Annotated in this window: 19 protein-coding genes and 1 pseudogene; 7 read left to right on the plus strand and 13 right to left on the minus strand. The window is 30.4% G+C overall.

The annotated features are described in order from the left end of the window. Positions 1-726 precede the first annotated feature (726 nt). Both ACIQ56_RS00005 and ACIQ56_RS00010 read left to right on the plus strand, forming a co-directional pair. Entirely contained in the window at positions 727-1,056 is a 330-nt protein-coding gene (locus ACIQ56_RS00005; RefSeq protein ID WP_397599032.1) for a hypothetical protein, read from the plus strand. Between the two features lie 92 nt (positions 1,057-1,148). Further along, complete coding sequence (locus ACIQ56_RS00010) at positions 1,149-1,955, plus strand: YkgJ family cysteine cluster protein (RefSeq protein WP_397599033.1); 807 nt, start codon at positions 1,149-1,151, stop codon at positions 1,953-1,955. On the opposite strand, the gene ACIQ56_RS00015 is transcribed toward ACIQ56_RS00010, so the two are convergent. From ACIQ56_RS00015 to ACIQ56_RS00025, 3 genes are all read right to left on the minus strand, one after another. Next, positions 1,919-2,980, minus strand: a complete 1,062-nt coding sequence (locus tag ACIQ56_RS00015; RefSeq protein WP_397599034.1) for a hypothetical protein — start codon at positions 2,978-2,980, stop codon at positions 1,919-1,921. The two genes, ACIQ56_RS00010 and ACIQ56_RS00015, sit on opposite strands and share 37 nt — an antisense overlap. A gap of 26 nt (positions 2,981-3,006) precedes the next feature. Then, entirely contained in the window at positions 3,007-4,239 is a 1,233-nt protein-coding gene (gene icd / locus ACIQ56_RS00020; RefSeq protein ID WP_397599035.1) for an isocitrate dehydrogenase (NADP(+)), read from the minus strand. A 137-nt stretch (positions 4,240-4,376) separates the two neighbouring features. Further along, positions 4,377-5,363, minus strand: a complete 987-nt coding sequence (locus ACIQ56_RS00025; RefSeq protein ID WP_397599036.1) for an RluA family pseudouridine synthase — start codon at positions 5,361-5,363, stop codon at positions 4,377-4,379. A 153-nt stretch (positions 5,364-5,516) separates the two neighbouring features. Here ACIQ56_RS00025 and ACIQ56_RS00030 point away from each other — a divergent pair, with 153 nt between their 5' ends. Continuing rightward, complete coding sequence (locus tag ACIQ56_RS00030) at positions 5,517-7,109, plus strand: APC family permease (RefSeq protein ID WP_397599037.1); 1,593 nt, start codon at positions 5,517-5,519, stop codon at positions 7,107-7,109. Positions 7,110-7,222: 113 nt separating this feature from the next. Here the strand turns inward: ACIQ56_RS00030 and eat are convergent. Beyond that, positions 7,223-8,480 (minus strand): annotated as a pseudogene (gene eat, locus ACIQ56_RS00035) (ethanolamine permease); the annotation flags it as partial. Between the two features lie 458 nt (positions 8,481-8,938). Between eat and ACIQ56_RS00040 the strand changes: the two are divergent. Next, positions 8,939-9,493, plus strand: a complete 555-nt coding sequence (locus ACIQ56_RS00040) for a hypothetical protein (RefSeq protein ID WP_397599038.1) — start codon at positions 8,939-8,941, stop codon at positions 9,491-9,493. On the opposite strand, the gene ACIQ56_RS00045 is transcribed toward ACIQ56_RS00040, so the two are convergent. From ACIQ56_RS00045 to ACIQ56_RS00080, 8 genes are all read right to left on the minus strand, one after another. Then, a complete protein-coding gene (locus ACIQ56_RS00045; RefSeq protein WP_397599039.1) occupies positions 9,490-10,584 on the minus strand; it encodes a hypothetical protein in 1,095 nt (364 codons plus the stop codon). The two genes, ACIQ56_RS00040 and ACIQ56_RS00045, sit on opposite strands and share 4 nt — an antisense overlap. A gap of 100 nt (positions 10,585-10,684) precedes the next feature. Then, positions 10,685-11,296, minus strand: a complete 612-nt coding sequence (gene coaE, locus ACIQ56_RS00050; protein ID WP_397599040.1) for a dephospho-CoA kinase — start codon at positions 11,294-11,296, stop codon at positions 10,685-10,687. Between the two features lie 5 nt (positions 11,297-11,301). Next, the gene (locus tag ACIQ56_RS00055) at positions 11,302-12,306 is read right to left on the minus strand and encodes a hypothetical protein (RefSeq protein WP_397599041.1); all 1,005 of its coding nucleotides are present in this window, start codon (positions 12,304-12,306) and stop codon (positions 11,302-11,304) included. Positions 12,307-12,526: 220 nt separating this feature from the next. Further along, on the minus strand, positions 12,527-13,489 hold the full coding sequence (era, locus tag ACIQ56_RS00060; protein ID WP_153420299.1) for a GTPase Era: 963 nt from the start codon (positions 13,487-13,489) through the stop codon (positions 12,527-12,529). Next, entirely contained in the window at positions 13,486-14,313 is an 828-nt protein-coding gene (locus ACIQ56_RS00065) for a ribonuclease III family protein (protein ID WP_397599042.1), read from the minus strand. The genes era and ACIQ56_RS00065 overlap by 4 nt, the downstream gene beginning before the upstream one ends. After that, entirely contained in the window at positions 14,313-15,407 is a 1,095-nt protein-coding gene (mnmA, locus tag ACIQ56_RS00070; protein WP_397599043.1) for a tRNA 2-thiouridine(34) synthase MnmA, read from the minus strand. The genes ACIQ56_RS00065 and mnmA overlap by 1 nt, the downstream gene beginning before the upstream one ends. Positions 15,408-15,412: 5 nt before the next feature. Continuing rightward, positions 15,413-15,895, minus strand: a complete 483-nt coding sequence (locus ACIQ56_RS00075; RefSeq protein ID WP_397599044.1) for a hypothetical protein — start codon at positions 15,893-15,895, stop codon at positions 15,413-15,415. Positions 15,896-15,902: 7 nt separating this feature from the next. After that, positions 15,903-17,735: a DUF6178 family protein gene (locus ACIQ56_RS00080; RefSeq protein WP_397599045.1), complete on the minus strand. Its 1,833-nt coding sequence runs from the start codon at positions 17,733-17,735 to the stop codon at positions 15,903-15,905. A 170-nt stretch (positions 17,736-17,905) separates the two neighbouring features. Here ACIQ56_RS00080 and ACIQ56_RS00085 point away from each other — a divergent pair, with 170 nt between their 5' ends. Further along, a complete protein-coding gene (locus tag ACIQ56_RS00085; RefSeq protein WP_397599046.1) occupies positions 17,906-18,847 on the plus strand; it encodes an MBL fold metallo-hydrolase in 942 nt (313 codons plus the stop codon). Positions 18,848-18,929: 82 nt separating this feature from the next. Next, complete coding sequence (locus ACIQ56_RS00090) at positions 18,930-20,858, plus strand: PolC-type DNA polymerase III (protein WP_397599047.1); 1,929 nt, start codon at positions 18,930-18,932, stop codon at positions 20,856-20,858. Positions 20,859-20,860: 2 nt separating this feature from the next. Here ACIQ56_RS00090 and ACIQ56_RS00095 read toward each other — a convergent pair whose 3' ends face one another. Further along, on the minus strand, positions 20,861-21,325 hold the full coding sequence (locus ACIQ56_RS00095; RefSeq protein WP_397599048.1) for a hypothetical protein: 465 nt from the start codon (positions 21,323-21,325) through the stop codon (positions 20,861-20,863). Between the two features lie 219 nt (positions 21,326-21,544). Between ACIQ56_RS00095 and ACIQ56_RS00100 the strand changes: the two genes are divergently transcribed. Then, entirely contained in the window at positions 21,545-22,609 is a 1,065-nt protein-coding gene (locus ACIQ56_RS00100) for a SurA N-terminal domain-containing protein (RefSeq protein WP_397599049.1), read from the plus strand. Positions 22,610-22,623: the final 14 nt, after the last annotated feature.

Below are 22,623 nucleotides of genomic sequence, written 5' to 3' on the forward strand. Positions count from 1 at the left end.
GAAGTTTACTACAATCGTGTTAGAAAGCATTCGTCGAATGGATATCTGTCTCCAGTTATATTTGAAATAACTAGACCAATGAAAAAGGTCGGTTAATTGTGTCTATAAAATTGGGGGAAGATCAGTTATGTAACATTTACAGAAGCTGATCAAGGACTCATAATAGATTCTGCAGAATCAAATATTCCCGATTTTCAAGATAGTTTTTCATTATTGGAATATGCAGAACTAAATAAAAACAATCCTTCAATTATAAATCTTAAACGAAAGAAAAATTGATATGAATTTTATAAAAAAATTAACGCATGCGGATACTCCTCTTGTTTTCATATAGACACTAAAAGATAATTATTTTAGCTGGAAAAAATGGTCTATTGGAGTAGGTCATTATTACGTTTTATTAAGTAATTACGAAACTGGTGAAACAATAATTAAAAAAAGAGAAAATTTAAAATATGACTCAGCACCAAAATTCGTTAGATTTATTTCATCAAATAATAATGAATTTGATATATTTTGGAAAGATATGTGGAATTTAAATAATGGAATTTATAAGAAAAAAGTTATTAATTTTTCTTATGAAACTCTAGGAATATTTTTTAATTATGATAGTGAACTTGTAAATAATATTAATTATATTATTAAAAACAATAAAATGATTCCTATAAGTATTTAGGGAAGAGCTAATTTAGATTTAAAAAAAACATGAATTTAGATGATTGAAAATTGAATTTAAATTCTCCAATGCATATTGTTGGAATTCAAGCTTCACATAAAGATCCATCATATGTTTTTAGTTATTTTAGAAAAGGGAGTTTTTATGAAAATATTGAAGACTATTTTGATAAAATTATTTTATCTAATGACCCTAAAGAAAAATTGAAGTATTCTAAATTATTAAGTACATATTTATCTGAAAGTGCAATTTTAGTTCCTTTATGGGATTTATATTCTGTTTATTTTTATGATTCAAATAAAATTGACTCATCAACTTTTATAGCACAGCCAAGAGGAATGAGATTAAAGGTATGGGAAATTAAATTAAATAAAGAATAATTTAAAATTTCCTAAATTTTTCTACTTGGATTTATTCCTAAAACACGCTAATAGCAAACCTATCCCCACATGAAAACTAAAAGGAGGTGGATATGGATTACTCTAAAGCAATTGGCCATTTAATTCCATTTATACTAGAAAAATACGAAAAATTTGAATTAGAGTCTGAAAATGCAACGAAAGATTTTTTGGAACAAAATCCCTCTGAAAAAATAGCTTGTATAAAAGGCTGTGGAGCTTGTTGTTACTTTCCTTTAGTACCAATTACTGCTGGGGAAGCATTTGTTTTATTAAATAGGCTTCTTGCTGAAGGAATTGACCTCAATCAATTAGCTGAAAAATTATTCCTTTATTCAGAAAAATACTTTGAAAACGCTAATGAAAATGGTGCACTTCCTTTTATAGATTCAGATCAAAAAAAGTTTTTAACAAAAAAACTTCCTTGTCCTTTTTTTGTTAAGGAAGAGAAAAATGAGTTTTCAGGGCATTGTGGCATATTTGGGCTACGTCCTTTAGTTTGCGGCTTCTATAATAGTATCGATTCTCCAAAACTCTGCGCACAAAAATTATCACATAGAAGTATTGAACAAGCAGTTGGATTAGGTTCATTCACTCAAGATTCCATTAGAGATTTTGAAAGAAAAACTTTTGGAAGAAGTACTTTAGGACATCTTCCTTTATTATTAGCAGCACTTTGTACAAAAGAAGGATTAGAAGCTTTTTTAAATGAGGTTCCGCTGACGGAAGAAGAATTAAAAGAAGATTTTGCCGAAGGAGTCCACGATTTTTCGCTTTATGCCGAAATGCTGAAAAGTATAGGATATCATATTGGAGAAAATGATTTACTTGCTTTAGAACAAGCTCAATCTGAAATGATTAAAAATTGTTTACCAACATAAATGCCATTTTTTAAATAAATTTTAGTAGTTATTTTTTTTGCTTGTTTCATATTTAAAAAATATTTTTTACATGAAAATGTACTATGTTTTTCTTTAATATCTGAACCAGATATATTTGGTAAAGTTATTCTATCTATTAAAATATCATCGACATACCATTCATGATATATTCTTGAATAAAATCCTGTTGGAGCAATAATAGGAGATATCGCACAAATTTGTTTTCCCGAATTTATTGTTTTTAAAAATTCTTTCCTTGTTTTAATATTTCCTTTAATAAGTTCATAAGAATTACTGCTAGGCTTTTCAATAGAATAATTACTATTTTCAACCCAAATTGAGATAACAGGAAATTGATATTCTGATGGTATAAAAGAATGAATAGCAATAATAATTGTTAAAATAAAAGAAGCCGCAATTTCTTGTATTTTAATTTTTCGATTTATAACAAAAGAATTCCAAGGAAAAATAACAAAAAAACAAACTACGGTAAACCATACATAATAATAATCTATGAATTTAGGAAATAGTACCGCATATAAAAAACCAAAAGCCATACAAGAGGATATGAGTCTTAAAAATAATCTGAAAATTTGTATTTTAAATAATCTTACCCAAAAAGGATCCCATAAAGTCATTCCAACAAAAAAGGATAAAAAGAAAAGCCAAATCCATTCTTGCTTAAAATATAAAAACGGAAGACAAAACATAAATATATATTGAATAAAATATTGAGTTGCAGTTAACCCAACAAATTCCAATAAATCTTTTTGTTTGTGAATATTAATATGAATTCTTGTTAATTTATTATGACTTTGTAAAGATATTTTTGTAATATAACTATACCATGTAGACATAATTATAATTAGTAAAAAAAAGGCAAGAGTAAAAAAACCGAGTCTATATGCTTTATCATAATCACGAGTCAGCCAAAAACTAGAACCTATACCCCAAATTAAACTCGCCCATGGTAACAGGCGAGAGTATTTACTATATAAGGATTTTAAATGGCTTAAAAGTTTCAATTTACTCCCAAGCACCCTTTCCTTTATTACATATTTGAAATAATAGCCTTAGCAAATTCAGAACACTTTACTTCTTTTGCTCCTGGTAACTGACGAGCAAAATCATAAGTTACTACTTTTTGAGCCAAAGTTTTTTCAAATGCTTTTTCTATTAAAGAAACAACTTCATTCCAGCCAAGGTATTCAAACATCATGTTACCACTTAAAATAACAGATCCTGGATTTACTTTATCTTGACCAGCATATTTAGGAGCTGTTCCATGAGTTGCTTCAAATAAAGCGTAACCATCTCCTATGTTAGCACCAGGAGCAATTCCTAATCCACCAACCTGAGCAGCTAATGCATCGGAAAGATAGTCACCATTTAAATTTGTACATGCAAGAACTTCATATTCATCAGGACGTAACAAAGCTTGTTGGAACATATTGTCAGCAATAGCATCTTTAACTAAGATTTTTCCTGCTGGAGGATTTCCATTACATTCATCCCAAGTTACGCATTGATCACGAAACTCAGTTTTAGCAACTTCGTAGCCCCAATCACGGAATGCACCTTCTGTAAATTTCATAATGTTACCTTTATGAACGATAGTAACACTTTTACATTTATTTTTAATTGCATAGTTAATAGCTGCACGAACGAGACGCTTTGAGCCAAATTCACTAATTGGTTTAATTCCTAAGCCAGAATCTTCACGAACTTTTTTTCCAAGTGTATTTGCAAGAAATTCGCGTAATTTTTTTTGCTCTTCCGTGCCCGCTTTAAATTCAATACCAGCATAAATATCTTCTGTATTTTCACGGAAAATACACATATTCACTTTTTGTGGCTCACGAACAGGTGATGGCACATTTGTGTACCAACGAACAGGACGAACGCATTGATAAAGATCCAAAATTTGACGAAGAGCAACATTTAAACTTCTAATACCACCACCAACTGGAGTTGTTAGAGGTCCTTTGATAGCAACACGGTATTCTTTAATAGCATCAATTGTTTCGTCAGGAAGCCAATTCCCATTTCCATTAAAAGATTTTTCTCCAGCCGGAACTTCCATCCAATGAATTTTCTTTTTACCGCCATATGCTTTTTCAACGGCAGCATCAAAAACCATTTGCGACGCTTTCCAAATATCTGGTCCCGTACCATCTCCTTCAATATAAGGAATAATAGGATTATTTGGAACCTCTAATTTACCATTAGAATCCGCTTTAATATGAGAACCGCCTTGTGGGACAGTAATGAGCTTATATGACATTATGGAAATCCTCCCTTTTTACCAAGATAGTGTTTTGGAAAGGTTGGCCTTTCCAATAAACAACGAAACAAGATACATTTTGATAAAACTATCTACAAATATTTTCAAGCTGATATGACATTTTTACGGATATAAAATTATTTAACATCTTCAAAAATTTTTATTATACGTTGAAAATCATCTGGCAAAGAAGAATGAAATTCAAATTTTTCATTATTCAATTCAAAAGAAAGATTGCTTGCATGTAACATATGTCTTAATGCAATTTGCGCATATTTATGCCCATAAATATTTTGTGAATAAGTTTTATCTCCTAATAAAGGGCAACCTGTTGCAGATAAATGCACTCTAATTTGATGAGTTCTTCCTGTTTTAGGTAAACAAGAAATTAAAGAGACATCACAATTTTTATAAGATTTTTTTACAATATAATTTGTTTCAGAAGATTTTGCATCTTTATTTTTTGAATTAGGATTTGTAATAGCAAAATAACAATTTTTTCTTGAATTATCTTTTGCAATTGGAAAATTAATTTCACCTTCTAATTTTTTAGGAGTATAGAAACATAATGCATCATAAGTTTTTTGAATTTTTTTATCTCTAAAAAGATCTTCAAATTTCTTTTGAGCTGTTTGGTTTTTTGCAATTATCATTAATCCAGAAGTGTCTTTATCTAAGCGATGAACTAAAAACATATTTTGAATATCAAATTTAGAAGAATCAAAATTAGCTAAAGCATGCAAAATAGTATCTTTACTTGAAGAAAGTGTTGCTTGAGATGCAATTCCAGCTGGTTTATTTATGATAAAAAATTCTTCATTTTCAAAAACAAGTGTATTATTATCAATAAATGTTCCTATTGTATTTTTTAAATTATATTGATTATGCTCCTTCTTTTTTTCACTTGAAATTTGATTTTCTTCCCAAAAAACTTCAATTTTATCTCCATTTTTTACTACTGATTTTGCCATTTGAACTCTTTTTTTATTTATGTAAGCTCCTCCAGCATCAATAATAGATTTAATTTTTTTTCTACTAAGATCTTCAAATAGAGCTGCCGCAGCTACATCAAATCTTTCACCATTATACTCTGCAGTAATTTTGGCACATATCGATTTCAGCATAATTATTCCTTAATAATAGCATGTTATAAAAAATTCAGAAAATTTGGATGACAAGCCAAGGTTTTTATTGCACACAAGCCTTTCAAAGTGATTTTAGTCTTACTATAAACATGGCAGATCACTCTACTAACATTTTTAAAGGCAAGTGAGAGTATGCAACTTAAACGAAACATATCCAAAACAAGTCTCCTATTTTTATCTATAGGATCTATTGTAGGTTCTGGATGGCTATTTGGATCATTTTATACTGCACAAACAGCTGGTCCTGCTGCTATCCTTTCCTGGATATTAGGTGGAATTTGCGTTGGGATCATTGCCCTAACTTTTGCAGAGTTATCTACTATGCTTCCTTTAAGCGGAGGATCTACCGCTTACTCTTTAATAAGTCATGGTAAAATGACAGGAGCTATTTTTGCTTGGATAACTTGGTTGTGGACAATGGTAGTGGCTCCCATAGAAGTTCAAGCCGTTCTTCAATATGCTTCAAATTATATCCCAGATATTTCTCATAAAGTTGGAACATCTCACGCATTAACAGGAAAAGGTCTAATCTTAGCAACATTTTTAATGGCAATTTTATCCATAATAAATGTAATTGGCGTAAAATTTATGGCTGAAACCAATAAATTTGTTGTCATTTGGAAATTAATTATTCCTATAGGCGTAGCTATACTTTTATTAACTGCAAATATTCATCCTTCTAATTTAACATCAGCTGGTTTTGCACCATTTGGTTTTGATGGAATTTTATCTTCAATTGCTGTTGGCGGAGTAAGCTTTTCTTTTTTTGGATTTCAAACAGCTATTTTCCTAGCGGGAGAAGCTAAAAACCCACAAAAATCAATTCCATTTGCTTTATTTGGTTCCATATTAGCGAGCATGACATTATACGCAGTTCTGCAATTAGGCTTTATTTTATCTGTCGACCCCTCTGCAATTTCTGGTGGTTGGGATAAAATTAGTTTTTCAGGAGATTCTGGACCTCTTGCAGGAATATGTATTGCTTTAGGTTTTGCTTTTATGGTCAAAGTTTTATATTTTGATGCGATTATTTCACCTTTTGGAACAGCAGTTGGATTTGTCGCTTCTTCATCAAGAATTTTATATTCAATGAGTTTACAGGGAGACGCTCCAAAAGCTTTTTCAAAAGTAAATCGATTTTCAATTCCTTGGCTTGCTATTGTTGCAAACTTTGTCATAGGAATGCTATTTTTTCTTCCATTTTCTGGATGGCAGTCAATGATAGCTTTTTTATCCGCTGCAATTGTATTATCTCTTGCTTGTGGGCCAATATGTTTACCTATATTCAGAGAAAAATTAAAAGATTTAGATCGCCCTTTTAAACTTCCTTTTCCAAAACTTTTATCTTTTTTAGCGTTTTATGTTTGTAACCTTATGCTTCAATGGACGGGATGGGAAACTGTTTGGAAACTTGAAGTAGCAGTTGCACTCGGTATTCTTATTTTTATTTCTTCACATTTATTGAATAAAAAAACAAGAAATGAAAAGTTACATTTAAAATCTTTTAGCTGGTTAATTGTTTATCTTATTTTATCTGGAATCGTTTCATATTTTGGAACATTCAAAGGTGGAACTGGGCTCATTACAATGCAAATGGCATTTTTAGTTGTTGCTATCACGAGTTTCATTGTTTTCATTTTAGCTCATAAAACAGCATTATCTGAAAAAGAATCAAGAGAAATTTATAATAAATTAATAAAGGATCACTCTTCTAGTAAAAAATAATTTATTTTATACTAGAATATTAGCTTTATTTTTTTCATTTGGTTTCTCTTTATAAAATAAAAAAGAATATAATCCACTTAAAATTAACAAACTTAAAAATATAACAGATAACAATAAATTAAAGAAAACAAACAAAAAATAGATAAAACCAACGCAATTATTGGAAAAACAGGATAAAATGGAGTTAAAAAAGGTCGCTCTAAATTTGGCTCTTTCACTCTTAATTTAAATAAGGATAATATTGAAGTTATATACATTACAATTGCTCCAAATACGGACATTGTTACTATATTTGCGCTTAAAGATTGTCCGCCAATTATAATTAAATTATCACTAAAAATAATTCCAATACCAAAAATACCACCTGCTATAATTGCTATATATGGGGTTTTAAATGTGGGATGAATTTTTGCTAAAAATTTTGGTAGAAATCCTTCTCTACCTAAGGCAAATATTTGTCTTGAATACCCCATAATAATTCCATGGAACGAGGCAACTAATCCAAATAAACCTAGCCAAACAAGCATATGCAACCAACCACTCTTTTGCCCGACAACAGCACGCATAGCTTCTGGAAGAGGATCATTTATGTTTGATAATTTTCTCCAATCACCGACACCACCAGCAAAAATCATAACTCCAATAGCTAATAAGATGAGTGTTAAAAATACCTGCTATATATGCTATTGGAATTGTTTTTTTAGGGTTTTTGACTTCTTCCGCTGCCATCGCAGCTCCTTCAATTGCTAAGAAAAACCAGATAGCAAAAGGAATAGCTGCTAAAATTCCGCTTACGGTATGAAAACTAAAATGATTCTCTCCAGCCCAACCTGCATGAATAAAATTTGTAATTGAAAATCCTGTAGAAACAATTCCCATAAATACAAATAATTCTATTATTGCTAAAATAGTTACAAAAAGTTCAAAAGTAGCTGCAATGCTAACTCCGACAATATTAAGAATCATAAAAACAAAATAACAAAATGTTGCTATCCATTTTGCGCTTAAATCTGGAAATTGAACATTTAAATAAGCACCAATAGCTAAAGCAATAGCTGGTGGCGCAAATAAAAATTCAACCAAAGTTGCAAATCCTGCAATAAATCCGCCTACAGGTCCAAATGCTCTATTTGCATAAGCAAATGGACCGCCTGCATGAGGAATAGCAGTTGTAAGTTCAGTAAAACTAAATATAAATGTAAAATACATTACTGAAATAATTGCTGTAGTTACTAAAAACCCTAAAGTTCCTGCTGTTCCCCAAGCATAACTCCAACCAAAATATTCACCAGAAATAACAAGTCCAACAGCAATTCCCCAAAGTTGAAAAGTCCCCAAAACAGGTTTCAGTTTTGGCGCAGAATAATCCATAATTATTCCCTTTCTATCCATAGAAAGATCTATTTAATAAAACTTATTTCAATTTTTTTTATTTACCATAAATTAAATATTATTTCCATATTAATATATTTTAATTTATGGTTATCTTTTTTTAAAAATTTTAATATATTTAATCCTAATATATTAATATCTTTTTAATAATGAATTAAAATTAAAATGATATTCGAATTTTTATTTTAAATATTTTTAAGTATTATTTATTTTAAATATTTTTTATTTTTAAAGTAACATCTTGAAAAAGAATTTTTTATTTAAGCTATAAATTTAATCTAAAATTTTCATATCCTCAAAAAAACCCTTTAAAAAGACCTTATAAAAACAAAAAGAAAGCTTCTAAAATTTTACTTCTTCTTTAAAAATAAGTATTTTTAACTCATTGAAAACAAAATAAGATGAATATAAGATGACTTAGAGGAGGAATTTTACCAATGGTTACACGTCAATCTGGTATCCGCTTTTTTGAGCTTGGAGAAGAATGGAGAAACGCCTGGATTTCGGGCAGTAATTTAAAAGAGATTGCAAAAAATGCGGGACAAAACCCACAAATTGTTAGCAGAGCCATATGGCTAGCCCGTATTCCAGAGAGCTTAAAAAATGAAATGAAATCCTACCCCGAAATTTTTACAAGAAAATTACTTTTAGACACCTTCGCAGCAAAAAGAAGGCAATGCGAAAAAGATGGTTTTAAAAAACTAAGCCAAGAAGTTAAGAGATTTATTCAAAATGGGGCTGAAACAAAATCTATTTTAAAAAGAACAAATAAAAAAATAGTCTCGAAAAAGAAAGAAATTAAAACAAATCCTATTATAAACATTCCAGAAGCCCTTTCAGGAGAAGCCAAAATAATTTCTCAACTGAAGGCACATTGTCGAATTACTTTTGACTCTCAGAGTGAGGGAGGAGAAATTCGAATTTTTTTTAATAACAAAAATGAATTAGATAAAATTATAAATAAAATTATGAATTCATCTAAATATATTTAAGAACCTGCAGGCTCACTATTTTCTTTTCCTTTGACTGTATCTAAATCCGTTTTTTCTCTATTAATAATCTTCCAAGAGGATAATCCTACAATTAAGACAAAAAGAACAAATAAAATATAAAATAATGGGCTGATAAAAACAGATAATGTCAAACAAATAAAACCTAACGTTCCACAAACAACAATATTTGTCATGACTTTATCAGAAGTATTTAATGGCAATTCGGCATCTAATACTGCTTTTGTATAACCTTGAATTAAAATCCGCCGTTCCCTTACGGTTGTAAAAAATTTAAAAAAACTTTTTGGAGAAAAGGAGTAACGAATAAACCAAAATGGCATATGAACGATATGAAGGCCTACAACTTCAAGTTCTGTTCGATGTTCATATAAGGAACCTATTTTTGTTTTAGCCATTCTTCTATGATATTCATTAATTTGATCTTTTGCTCTAGAAACCGCGGATAATTCTTTTGTCTGAATACTTGCTATAGCAATTTCATTTGCCTGTTCATATTTAAATGGTACTTTAGACTCATAAATTGGTTTAACCCCATCATCTTGAACACCCATAGTTTCATCTAAAGGAAAACCTTCCCAATCAACCATAACGCTTTCTCTTGGGTGATGAAGACGTTCTAAACCCCAATGTTCTTTAGGCGATTTTCTTGCTAAAATTGCCCAACGATATCTTCTGCTAAAGCGACCTTCTTCTTTTAAATATCCAGATGCCAAGTCTCGCACTCTCCCTGGATACAAATTTTTCTTGGCGCTATGACCACTCCAAAAAGTATGTGCCTCCACTGAAATAACCCAATAAGGTAACATAACTCCATAGGAGCCTAAAATATTAAATTCACTTTTTATTTTAGAAGGATTATGATACCTCTTCAGAATCCAATCATTAAATATTTCTTCTATATTTTCTTTTTGAATATTTGATGGAATAATATAGTGATCATCAATAAGATCTTTTGCACCTTCTTCTGAATCTATAATAAAACCAGCTGAACAATATGGACATAAATGAATATAATCATCTGGATTATATTCAAATGAAGCTTGGCAAGATGCACAAGATACTTCAAACATTTTAATAAATCCTCTTAAAAAAGAAAAAATATTCTTTTAAAATAATACAAAAATATAATTCATTATTGAAGATAGAAATATTAAATTTTAGCGTCAATTTTTATTGAGATTTAAAATTATGAGTTAAATAATTTAATAATTTATTAGTAGATTCTTCAAGATCTTGAATACTTAAAGAATTATCAATGACATAATCTGCATGGGTAATTTTTTCACTATCGGACATTTGAGTAGAAATAATTTTTTTTGAAGTTTCTTCAGATATGTTTCTTTTATCATTTAATCTTTTAATCTTGATATTTTCATCTGCAATAACAACAATACAAAAATCAAAAAAAGATTTTCTTCCCAATTCTAAGATTAAAGATGCTTCATAAAATATCCATGAAGAAGGAGAAACTTTATTCATAATAGACATTTTCGAATTAAAAAGATCAAACATTGCAGGATGTAAAATTTTTTCAAGATCTTTTTTTAATTTTGGATTTTCAAAAATGATATTTCGAATCAATTCTCTATTTAAATTACCTTCGCTAATAAAAGCAGAGTCACCAAATATTGTTTTTATTCTTGATTGAACTTCGGGCAAAAATAAAACTTCTCTAGAAAAAATATCTGCATCCCAAACACAATATCCTCTTTGAGCCAATATTTTTGCTAAAGATGATTTTCCTGAGCCTATGCCTCCAGTAATAGCTATTTTTTTAGACATATGGATTAACGTTTATTGTTGTCTCGTTGTTGTCTATATTGATTTCCCGTTTGCTGGGAATTTGTTGATGAAGATTGTTCATCATAAAATCTTTGCGAGTTTTGATAATTCGGTCTTGAATTAAATCTTTGTTGTTGAGGATTGTTATTATTATTTGAATATTGGTTTCTAAAACCGTTTTGGTTATTATTAGGTTGTCTATTATTATTATTATTTTGTTGATAATTTCTGTTGTTTACAGAATTTCTATTATTATTTTGTTGCTGATGCTGAGGATTTCTTTGTTGAAAACTAAATCTATTATTTCTATTTTGTAAATTATTTTGCTGTTGTCTATTATTATTCATCATATGATGACTTAAATGAGGCTGCGGAGCAGATTGAGTTCCATCCGAATGTACATAACCTGTTCTTGTCATTAAATGACTTGGCGTTGGACGATTTTGGTCTTCAAATACTCGTTTAGCAACACCTTCTGCAACTAATTCAACAAGTAAATCTTCTACAGAAATACCTTCCATTTTGGACATTTGTCTTAATTGATTCATGAGTGACCAAGAAAAACTTAAAGAAACATTATTTTGAGAAAAGTCTCTTACTTCTGGAACATTTTCATCGATATATTCTTCTTCATAATTATCATCAAAATTTTGATTTTCATCATCTAATTCAAAAGCAATATTTTGCTCTGAATCCCAATTCATTTCTGTATTTACTTCATCTGCAGAATTCACTTCTTCAATTGCATTTTCATCAATAGTGCTTAAAGCCACGATTTTCTCCACTTCTTTTGTAGGCTCAAGATCAGATTCTATTTCACTCGAAAAAGTTGTTGCTAATAATTCTTCTTTGTTCAAATCATTTTTATCAGATAAATCTGATGCAACTGCTTTTAATTTTGGAGGTCTACCCCTACCTCTTTTAACAGGGGAGCCTTCAATCATGGAATCTTTTGATGATTCCTCAAAAAGTGACAAAGAAAAATACCTACGGGAGTGAAAATAAATCACGACGATACTCCAAATATAAAGTAACAAAAATAAAGGTTATTTAATAAATTAGTAATTCAGGTAGAATCTCAATAAAAAAATCCTATGCAATTAATATAACTTGAAACATTTAGAAGGAGAAGTTTTCTCGCTTCTTACACAATCCCATAAATGAATCATTAAAACAAGTAGCTAAAAAGGAACTAAAAAGGAAAATTTTTCCTATATTGCTAATTTAAAATTAATTAGCGTCATTAGGATCTTGCAAATCAGCATATTCTGAAAGCATATTTAAATTTTCGGTCCAACCTGGTTTTACTTTAACAAAAAGTTCTAGAAATACCTTTTTTTCAAGGTGTCTTTCCAAGGAAATTCTTGCATCAGTTCCAATACTTTTTAGACGTGAACCACGCTTGCCAATTACGATTCCTTTTTGGGAATCACGATCCACAATAATAGTTGCAGAAATATTTGTTACATTATTTTTATGCTCAAATATATCAATAACAACTGCTATTTTATAAGGTAATTCCTGACCAAGTTGACGGAAAATTTGTTCGCGAATAATTTCTGCGCAAACAAAACGTTGCGGTCTATCTGTAAGATCATCTTCTCCAAATAGCCACTCACCTTCAGGCATCTGCGATAAAATGAACTGCCTTAATGATGAAATTTCCTCTGGTCTCTTAGATGAGATTAATTGAGGGACTTCTCCAATAAGTTGACATTTTATTTCAGACGACGCCTTAATTCCTTCAAAAAGGTTTTGGAATCGATTTACAATATTTAACCTACCGTGCTCTACTTCTTCTATCTTAACCTTATCTGTCTTAGTTGCAAGGACAAGAAGCTTTTTATCGAATTTTTTTAATATGCCTTCGAGCCAAAGAGCGTCGTCTTCCGACCAACCTTGCGTTACATCAATTAAATAACAAACTAAATCGGCATCACTAAGGACACTCCACGCAACTTTATTCATGACTTGATTCATTTTAGGAAGACCTTGAGATTTATGGATCCCAGGGGTGTCTAAAAGGAGAGCTTGGCTATTTCCTTCTGTACTGACGCCTAATATTTTATTTCTTGTTGTTTGTGGTTTGTTACTAACAACGGCAAGTTTTGCTCCTAAAAAGGCGTTTAGAAAGGTACTCTTTCCAGCATTTGGCCTACCTAAAAGAGCCACGTATCCACATTTTTTAATCATTTTTCCCTTCCAAAAAAACTTATAATCATTTCTTTTGTTAGCTTTCCTGTTTCAATTTTTTCTACAATGAATTCAGCAACTTTTTTACTAGCATCTCTTTTACTGGCTGCAGTTGCTCTACCTATTTCCGTATTGCCTATAAAAGCAGCTACAATAAAAAATGTTTCTTGAGGAGTGCCTTCCGTTCCAATTGTTCTATATACAGGAGGAACCCCAATTATTCCTTGAGTCCATTGCTGAAGTTTACTTTTAGAATCAAACTTTAAAAGAATATCTTGGCCTGCTTTTAAATCCTCTGCAAAAACTTTGAGAAGCCATGAATGAGCTTTGTCTTCACCAGCATCAAGAAGCAAAGCTGCTGTAACGGCTTCAAAAGCATCAGCTAAGACGTTATCTCTTCTTTGAGGATTGGAATTCATTTCAGCTTTACCAACAAGCAAACAATCACCTATACCAAGATCCCTACTTTTTAAAGCAAGATTTTCAGTTCCCACTAAAGCAGCTCTTAGCCTTGAAAGATCACCTTCTTGCAAAGATTTATGCTCAATCATAGCTTCAGAAGCTATAAAAAAGCTTAAAAAAGCATCACCTAAAAATTCAAGTCTTTCATTTGAAAAGACGCCAGATTTATCTGTTGGCCAATAAACTAAAGAGGATCGGTGTACTAAAGAAATGGCAGCTAATTTTTTATCTTGATATCGATATTCTTGAATTTCTCCAAGCTTATCTATATTTGCTTCTATTTGTGGAAAAACTCGGCTTAATTTAGCAAAATTTAGCTCACGAAAATGAGACCTTAAAAGCGTAAGTCGTTTTTCCAGCATCAGATAAAGACCTTATCAATAAACCCGCCCCCTACAACCTCATTATCTTTATACAAAACAGCTATTTGTCCAGGTGTTACAGACTTTTGAGGGGTTTGAAACCGAAGAGTCACAAAATCACCATTTTTTTCTAAAATTGCTTTGCATGGGGCAGAACGGTAGCGAATTTTAACTTCAAAATCTATTTCTGAACCAAAATTTCGAACCATATGAAACTGTTTAAAGGAAAAACCAGAACGCAGCAGGTATTTATCTTCTCCCGCAAAAACCGTCCCCGTTTCTGAATCTATTCGAGTCACGTAAAGTGGGTTAGCATAAGATATTTTAAGACCTTTTCTTTGCCCAACGGTAAATTGATGAATACCATCATGGGTACCTAATAGTTGTCCCTCTTCATGACGAATCTCACCTTTAATTAAATCAGAATCTTGAACTCGATTAGAAATAAACTTTGCATAGTCGTTGTTAGGAATAAAGCATATTTCCATGCTTTCTTTTTTTGCTGCATTTACTAGTCCATATTTTTCAGCAATTTCTCTAACTTCGGGTTTTGATAACCCACCAACTGGGAAAAGGACTTTTGAAAGCCTTTCTTGAGTAAGTGAATATAAAAAATAGCTTTGATCTTTTTGAGAATCAAGACCTTTTAATAATTTATATTCATCATAAATTTCATCATATTGAATTTTTGCATAATGTCCAGTTGCAACAAAATCACAGCCGAGTCTTTGGGCTCTGTCTAAAAGATGATCAAATTTAAGAAAAGTATTACAAGCTACACAAGGATTTGGGGTACGACCTTTTAAATATTCATCTGTAAAATAGTCTACCACATTTTCTTTAAAATCATCTTGATAGTCAAAAACATAAAAAGGGATTCCTAATTTATGTGCAACTAACCTTGCATCTGCAACATCATCTAAACTACAGCAAGTATCAAATTTGCTATTTGGATCACAACTAGATTCATTTTTAGAATAATCCCAAAGTTGCATTGTAACACCAATAACATCGTAACCATTTTCAACTAATAGTGCAGCGGCAACGGAGCTATCTACTCCTCCAGACATTGCTATAAGTACACGTTTTTTCATTTTTATTAAGTCTCGGAAGAAATTGAATGGATTTCATATTCTCCATGCCCATGTTTAGTTAAAAAATCATTGGCATAGTTTTCTAATTGAAGATTTCTTACAAATCCTCTTATATAAAAATGAATTCCTTCAAATTCATGTTTGCTCCAATCTAAGGGAACAAATACATTTCTCTCTTCAGAAAAGTAGTTTGTCCAATAGAGATCAAGATAATCTAACATTTTAAACACAACTTCTGTTTCTTTAAAATCACTAGAAGATTCTTTAACAAAAACACATTCAATAGGATAATAATGACTTTTATCACTTTTCATTAAAGTAACTTTTAACTGAACTTGATCTTTTGTTGCGCCAGAGTCAATGATAAATTCTTCATTTTCAAGATAAACTAAATGTTTTTTGTCTAAAAGTTTTTTTATTTTTTGATTTTCTTCTTCAGACCAAATTAAATTTAATTTTTCACTAGATAAATAAGATAATTTTTGCATGTATAAATTACTCCATCACTATATTATGATGAAAATTATGAATAAATTCTTTCGCACTCTTTATTTCTTGAAGAGTTTCAAAAGGTTTAAAAATTGGACTCACTTTTTTTGCCCCAATCATTTTATCTACAGAAAGAAGCTCTGAATACATTGGAACACGACCAAAGAAAGACTCAAGAACCAAAAATAATTCAACAGAAATATGGGACTCAATTGATGAAAGCCAAAAACGAATATCTGGATATCTTTGGTTTTCAACAAGTTTATCCAAATAAATTTCTAAAACAGAGGAATCACTAATATGAATCTTGCGAATTGTCTTTAATTTCCCTTTATACACAATATGATTTAAATCAATATTTGTAATTTCTTTTGCTAAATCTTTTTGCAAAGATAAGATAATATTCCAACCTAATTGAAATAAATATTCAGGCCCAAGAACTTGGATACAAGTTATACTATTTTCTATTTCAGTTGTATTTTTATCAAACTCTAAACCATAATCAGCTGGATTAACTAAACAACTTTCAAGACCAATATTTAAGACTCCACGAACAATTGATATTGCACGACCTAACGCATCATTATCAATAGAATTCATAATACCTGAGACAAAAATATTTGATAATCTTGCGACACGATCTTTTAAATAAATTGCATTCTCTGAATCTTTTTTCATAAACTCGTAAAATGCCTTTTCAATTAAAAGGCTATTACTGTGTATTACTTTAGAGTTTAAAAACTCAGAACGCAATAAAACTTTATTACAAATTTGAATTATTTTTTCAGTTGACTCCGAAATAAAATCTTCATCTTCATAAAAATAAGAAGGATCAATATTTTGTGAGCCTGTAATTTCTTTTAGTTCATCACTACCTAAAGCAAGTTGCATATAACGCACACCTTCTTCAGGTTCTAAGGTAGATAAAAAGAGCACAATATTTTCAAATAAATCGGGATCGATTGTCTCTTTATTTTCATTAGATAAAGAATAAGAAGACATTTTTTCTAATGTTTCTTTTCTTTTTTTCTCAAGTAATTTTGCTTCATGAATAGATTGTTTAATGAATTCAAGTTTTTTAGGAGCAAGAATTTTTAAAGCTTCTTCTTTGGACACAAAACCCTGATCAGCCAAACGAGCGGATTTCCAGCGTAATCCAAATTCTAAAGATTCTTGGCGAACAAGCATAGTGGAATGCGCAAATACAGAAGCAGCAATTCGTGCATTATATTGATATAACGCATCTACAAAAGGCTTTAAAAGCTCAAAAGAATCATTGCTATCATCGCGGATTCTTAAAAAGAATTTATTATCAGCAGATTGCCACCAATTTTCTCGCATATCTTCTGTTACTTGAGAAACTCCGTCAGGAATAATTTCAAATAGTTTCGATATAATAAGAACGATTGTTTCTTCTTCAAGCTCAAGAATTCGCTTTGCTGCGAACTCAGGGCCAATTTCCATCCAAATTCTTAGCCAAGATAAAAACTTACTGGCAGAAACATCACCCTCTTGAAATTCAAAAGAGTTTTCCCACAGGTCAAAATCAAGTATTTTTTGAAGTTGTTCTCCACGAACCCATTCAATCACTTCAATGGAATCTTCCATACCATGTGCCATTATACTTCTATAAAGCAAATGAGCAGGTGCAATTTGAGTGATAAAAGGCAATAACGGCTGTGCGGTAAGCCAATCGATATCTAGTAAAGCAGGCGCAAGAGGACTTTCCAAGTTTGCCGGTTTCCAAGCAACACGATTCCCCTCTAAAAGCTCATTTTTCAAATGAAAATGACTTATAGGTTCAATCTCTTGAGATAAATTTTTTGGCGTAGGACGCATGAACATTTTTACCAACTCCTTGACCTAAATACCTAGAAACAGGCAGTCTTATATTTAGAGTATTTAAATATAAAGCGGATATCGCATCTATACAGAAGGACGGAAAGCCTAGGTATCAACTTCAAACAGTCTGCCGTAGCATGTAATATTAGATTACGGAAGGAGAATTTGTGGCCCAAGTCCATAGCAGGGTCAAATATCAGAGAAAATCTAATAATTCAATGAAAGAAAACTCTACTCAAACAGAACAATTTGTTACTTTTTGGGGGACTAGAGGCACTATTCCAATAACGAATGAAAATATGCTAAAATACGGCGGAAACACGTCTTGTGTTGAAGTGATATCCATTAAAAATAATATAAATAAATCAATTATATTAGATGCAGGGACGGGCATCATAAAGTGCTCTGAAAACGCACTATTACGCGGAGACAGGGTTTTTCACCTTTTTATGAGTCACATGCATTATGATCATATCATAGGATTAACAAAATTCATCCCTTTTTTTAGGGAAGATTGTGAAATACATATATATGGTCAAGCAAAATTTGGGAACTCTTTAAAAGAAATATTTCAACGCTTTTTTTCAGCACCTTTTTTTCCTGTTGAATTTTTCCAGTTACCCGCTTTAAATAAGATCCATTTTCATGAATTAAATGGCATAAAAAACATTCAAATTGATGATATTTTTGTTGAAATCCAACCTCTAAATCATCCTCAAGAAGCATTGGCATATAAAATTTGGGATTTTAATAAAATAAATTGTGTAGTTTATGCTACAGATCATGAACATGGAACAAGAAAAGATTTAGAGATTGAAAAATTTATTAAAAATTCAAGTTTATTTATTTATGATTCAACCTATTCTGATAGTAACTATAAAAATTATATTGGATGGGGACACTCAACCGCTGCTGCTGGAGCAACATTAGCGAAAAATTCAGGTGTAAAATATTATGGAATATTTCATCACGATCCTGCAAGTACAGATGAATACCTTGAAACAAAAATTTTAGTCGAAGCGCAATCTATTTTTAAAAACAGCTTCCTTACTGCGGAGTTCCAAACCATAAACATCAGTGAGCTAAATACGTTATTGACGGATAAGTGATATTATGGGAGATAATTAGTTTGGGCTACGTCATTCTTTTTAAGGCAACACCCATTCTTTTAATTCTCTGGAATGATACCAAATGACATTTCAAAATAAGAACAACCGTTCCTTTAAGCCTGCTTATAAGACTGTTCGCAAAGAACAATCACTTCCAACTGAGATTATTACCAATCCAAACCGTCCTCAATGGTTAAATCTTTTACCATCTCAAATGGATATTGTTTTTTTTGATTTAGAAACCACAGGTGGCAATCCTTATAATAGTTCCATCATAGAAATTGGAGCTATTAAATATAAACAAGGAAAAGAAGTTGCAAGATTTGAAACATTAATCAATCCTAAAAGACATATTCCAAGCATTGTTCAAAAAATTACTAAAATAAACAATGAAATGGTTTTAAAAGCACCAACAATAAAAGAAATATTTGACGACTTTATTAAATTTATTGGCAATTCAATTATAGTAGCTCATGGTGCTCAAGGAGATATTGCCTATTTAGCATATCACATGAAAGAGTTTAAAAATGAGGAATTCAAAAATTTCTATTTTTGTACTCATTTAATTGTTTCAAATATATTAAATGAAATTCCTTCTAAAACTCTTACTGGCGTTGCAAATTATTTTGAAATTCCAATACTTGAAGCGCATAATGCACTTGCAGATGCCGAAATGACAGCAAATGTTTTTTGGAAACTTATTGATGCATGTGAAAGACACGGCTTCAAATCCTGTGACGATATTTTAAAAATTCAATCCGATGCTGAAACCATTCGAAAATTAGGGCCTGGTATTAATCCTGCAATAGTTGAAAATATTCCTACAACTCCAGGATTATTATTTGTTTTAAATTCACATCATGAAATTTCATATTTAACAGCAAGCTCTAGTATAAGAAAATCTCTTCAACAATTAACTGAAATTGGTCTTGATAGAGAAATGAATAAAATTATTGTTGACGCTTCAGGATTTAAATTTGAACGTTGCAGTAGTTTATTAGACTCTCTTATTCAAGAAAAAAAAGAATTAAAACGAATTTCTTTATCAATCGATCCTCGTAAAAGTCAAAGTCGCAGCGAGAACTTTTTGCAAATATTTATTCCCGATGACATGCTAGATTATGCAAGAATTTTTCCAGAAAAAGTTCCCTTTTTAATTCCTCAACATGGTGAACTTCATATAGAAGAATATGAAGAAGATGAAACTTACATTAGCGAAAATAAAGAAAATACAAATTTATATGTTACTTTTGGCGAACAAGATGATGCTGTTATTCCCATAACAAGAACAAGACGTAACACATCAATTTATAAATCAGATAAATTTAAAATATCAAGAAGACGTAATAATGATAATGAAGCTTTTGTAAGAATAGGGCATCTTAAAGAAGGAATTGGTTATTGTTTTGGACCTTTCCAGCAACCAAAAGTTGCTTTAGCCGAAATTCAAGAAATCATTAAATGTTTTCCTTTTGAACATACTTCTTATACAATGCAAGAACGCTTTGCACATTTAAGAGTTATTATTTCTTTATTAAATGGCAATATTCATGAAGAAATAAATAGAATAGAAAAGACAAATAAAAAAATTAAAGCAATTAAAAGCTTTTCACGTTGGCTTAGAAGTCTAAATTTATTAAGAGAAATTAAAAATACTACAGAATCATTAAATTCAGCTATAACGAAACAAACCCCTAAATCAGGGTTGTGTTTAATATCAAATAATGATTTTAAAGAGTTTGATATTGCTATTATTGTAAGAGGACGAGTAGCTAAGAAAACAAGACTTCCCTTTGAACAAGCTGAGCGTTTAAAAAGTGCGAGATACTTTACTAGACTTTTTGAAAATTATTATGATGAAATTGTATCACCATTGTCTCCAATAATTTTTACAGATGATGTTTGTTCCGATATGGAGCTATTTTCATACTGGCTTCATAATAGAAAAGGTGAAGGCGAATGGGTAGACTTCTTTGACTTAGAAGGTTTGTATAATACTTCTATTTTATAAAACTATTTTTTCGCAGGTTTTTTTTCTAATTTTTTAAACTCATGTTTATATAATAAATCATTTTGATATCTTAATTCATTTTCTATTTTCATTTCTAACAAATATTTGTCCATTGATGTCTTGTGAAGATATTGAATGGATTTCATATGTTCTTTAATTTTTTTACCAATTATAAATAAATTTTCTAAATATTCTCTTTCAAATTTTATTCTTATAAATTCTTTATCTAAAGCTCTCTTTAAAACTTCTTTATGGACTATTAAATTTAATGATTTTTTATCCATTAACTTTTTCTTCATTATCTCTTTTTTTACAATATTTTCATTTATATTTTCTGCAAGTCTAGCTTCATCTAATTTATCAAAATGTCTTAAATCATGCCTTCTTCTCACCATTGCATATTGATGCTGTAATTCTGCAAATCTTTCCCACGTATAAGATAATGGAGAAAAAACGTTTATTCTCATAAACAAAACCTCCAATATATATTTCGGAGATTTTTATTTAATAAATTAAATTAGAATTTATACTCATGTTTTTATAGAACTAATTACATACTAATAAATGAATATTTTAAAAATTAAGTAAATTTAGGAATCTTTGCATTTCTTAACATAATAGTTTAAATAAAACTCGAAGATATAAGTTATTCCATATAAATTGGAGTATCATTTTTGGAGACATCAATGAAAATAAAAAAAATTGAACTTTTTTCTACTCTAATATGCTCTTTCATACTTTTAAGTGCCTGTAAATCTACTGAAAATAGACCTCAAAATCCAAACTCTTCTCAAACGATTACCTCTTTGGCTCCTAAAACTCCTTTTGATTCCAATACGATAGATGGAGTTTTAGCCACCGTAACAGATCAGGTTTTATTATTAAGCGATTTACAACAAGCTATTTTTATTTCTTCAGGGGGCCAGACCAAATTACTTCCTAATGGCCGTCTAGTGGGAGGTACTCTAAATACAGAACAAGCTCGCCAAATTTTAGAGTCATTAATTAATCAAAAAGTATTGCAAATTAAAGCAATAGAACTTGGTTTTGATATATCTGAGGAGGAACTTTCTCAACGTATAGACGAATTTTTGAAACAAAGAGGTTATTCCGAATCTGACTTAGAAAATCAATTAGCAAGATCTGGCAAGTCTATGGAAGATTATCGAAAAGAATTTAAAAACGAAGTATTAAAACAATTATTAATTGGTAGAATTATTAGTCCATTAGTAAATGTAAGCGATGATGATGTAAAAAACTTTTACATTCAGCAAACAGGCAGCATTAAACAAATAAGCACCATAAGATTAAGAAGTTTATTAATTAAAGTATCTGAAAACGAACAAAATGATGTTTTAAATTCACCTGTAGTTAAAATGGTTGCTAAAAAAATAGAGGAAGGTGAAAATTTTACAAATTTAGTAAAAAAATATTCTATGGCTTCTGATGTTTCTAAAACAGAAGGACTTCTTCCCCCCAAACCTATCTCTGAACTGCCATCGCAGCTAAAAGATAAACTTTCTAATTTAACTATTAATCAAATTATTGGGCCATTCACGATTGGGAGCTCTGTCTTTTTCTTTCAATATTTAGGTGCTGATTTTAATGCAGATAGTGAGTTTCAAAAAAGCTTTAATAATTGGAAATCGAAACTACAGGATATAAAATTTAATGAGAGATTGGCTGAGTATTTAAAAACTGAAAAAACAAAATTAAAAGCAAATGTAAGACCTATTCAATTTACCAAATAAAACTTAAAAACATT

Source organism: Silvanigrella sp., assembly GCF_044369315.1.
In the GTDB taxonomy this organism is placed as follows: Bacteria; Bdellovibrionota_B; Oligoflexia; order Silvanigrellales; family Silvanigrellaceae; genus Silvanigrella.

Bases quoted from the DNA above. Each gene is read 5' to 3' on its own strand.
- ACIQ56_RS00025 (WP_397599036.1), bottom strand. From the start codon at position 5,363: ATGCTGAAATCGATATGTGCCAAAATTACTGCAGAGTATAATGGTGAA.
- ACIQ56_RS00040 (WP_397599038.1), top strand. From the start codon at position 8,939: ATGGTTACACGTCAATCTGGTATCCGCTTTTTTGAGCTTGGAGAAGAA.
- ACIQ56_RS00030 (WP_397599037.1), top strand. From the start codon at position 5,517: ATGCAACTTAAACGAAACATATCCAAAACAAGTCTCCTATTTTTATCT.
- mnmA (WP_397599043.1), bottom strand. From the start codon at position 15,407: ATGAAAAAACGTGTACTTATAGCAATGTCTGGAGGAGTAGATAGCTCC.
- ACIQ56_RS00075 (WP_397599044.1), bottom strand. From the start codon at position 15,895: ATGCAAAAATTATCTTATTTATCTAGTGAAAAATTAAATTTAATTTGG.
- ACIQ56_RS00010 (WP_397599033.1), top strand. From the start codon at position 1,149: ATGGATTACTCTAAAGCAATTGGCCATTTAATTCCATTTATACTAGAA.
- ACIQ56_RS00100 (WP_397599049.1), top strand. From the start codon at position 21,545: ATGAAAATAAAAAAAATTGAACTTTTTTCTACTCTAATATGCTCTTTC.
- ACIQ56_RS00090 (WP_397599047.1), top strand. From the start codon at position 18,930: ATGACATTTCAAAATAAGAACAACCGTTCCTTTAAGCCTGCTTATAAG.
- ACIQ56_RS00080 (WP_397599045.1), bottom strand. From the start codon at position 17,735: ATGCGTCCTACGCCAAAAAATTTATCTCAAGAGATTGAACCTATAAGT.
- era (WP_153420299.1), bottom strand. From the start codon at position 13,489: ATGATTAAAAAATGTGGATACGTGGCTCTTTTAGGTAGGCCAAATGCT.
- ACIQ56_RS00045 (WP_397599039.1), bottom strand. From the start codon at position 10,584: ATGTTTGAAGTATCTTGTGCATCTTGCCAAGCTTCATTTGAATATAAT.
- icd (WP_397599035.1), bottom strand. From the start codon at position 4,239: ATGTCATATAAGCTCATTACTGTCCCACAAGGCGGTTCTCATATTAAA.
- coaE (WP_397599040.1), bottom strand. From the start codon at position 11,296: ATGTCTAAAAAAATAGCTATTACTGGAGGCATAGGCTCAGGAAAATCA.
- ACIQ56_RS00065 (WP_397599042.1), bottom strand. From the start codon at position 14,313: ATGCTGGAAAAACGACTTACGCTTTTAAGGTCTCATTTTCGTGAGCTA.
- ACIQ56_RS00095 (WP_397599048.1), bottom strand. From the start codon at position 21,325: ATGAGAATAAACGTTTTTTCTCCATTATCTTATACGTGGGAAAGATTT.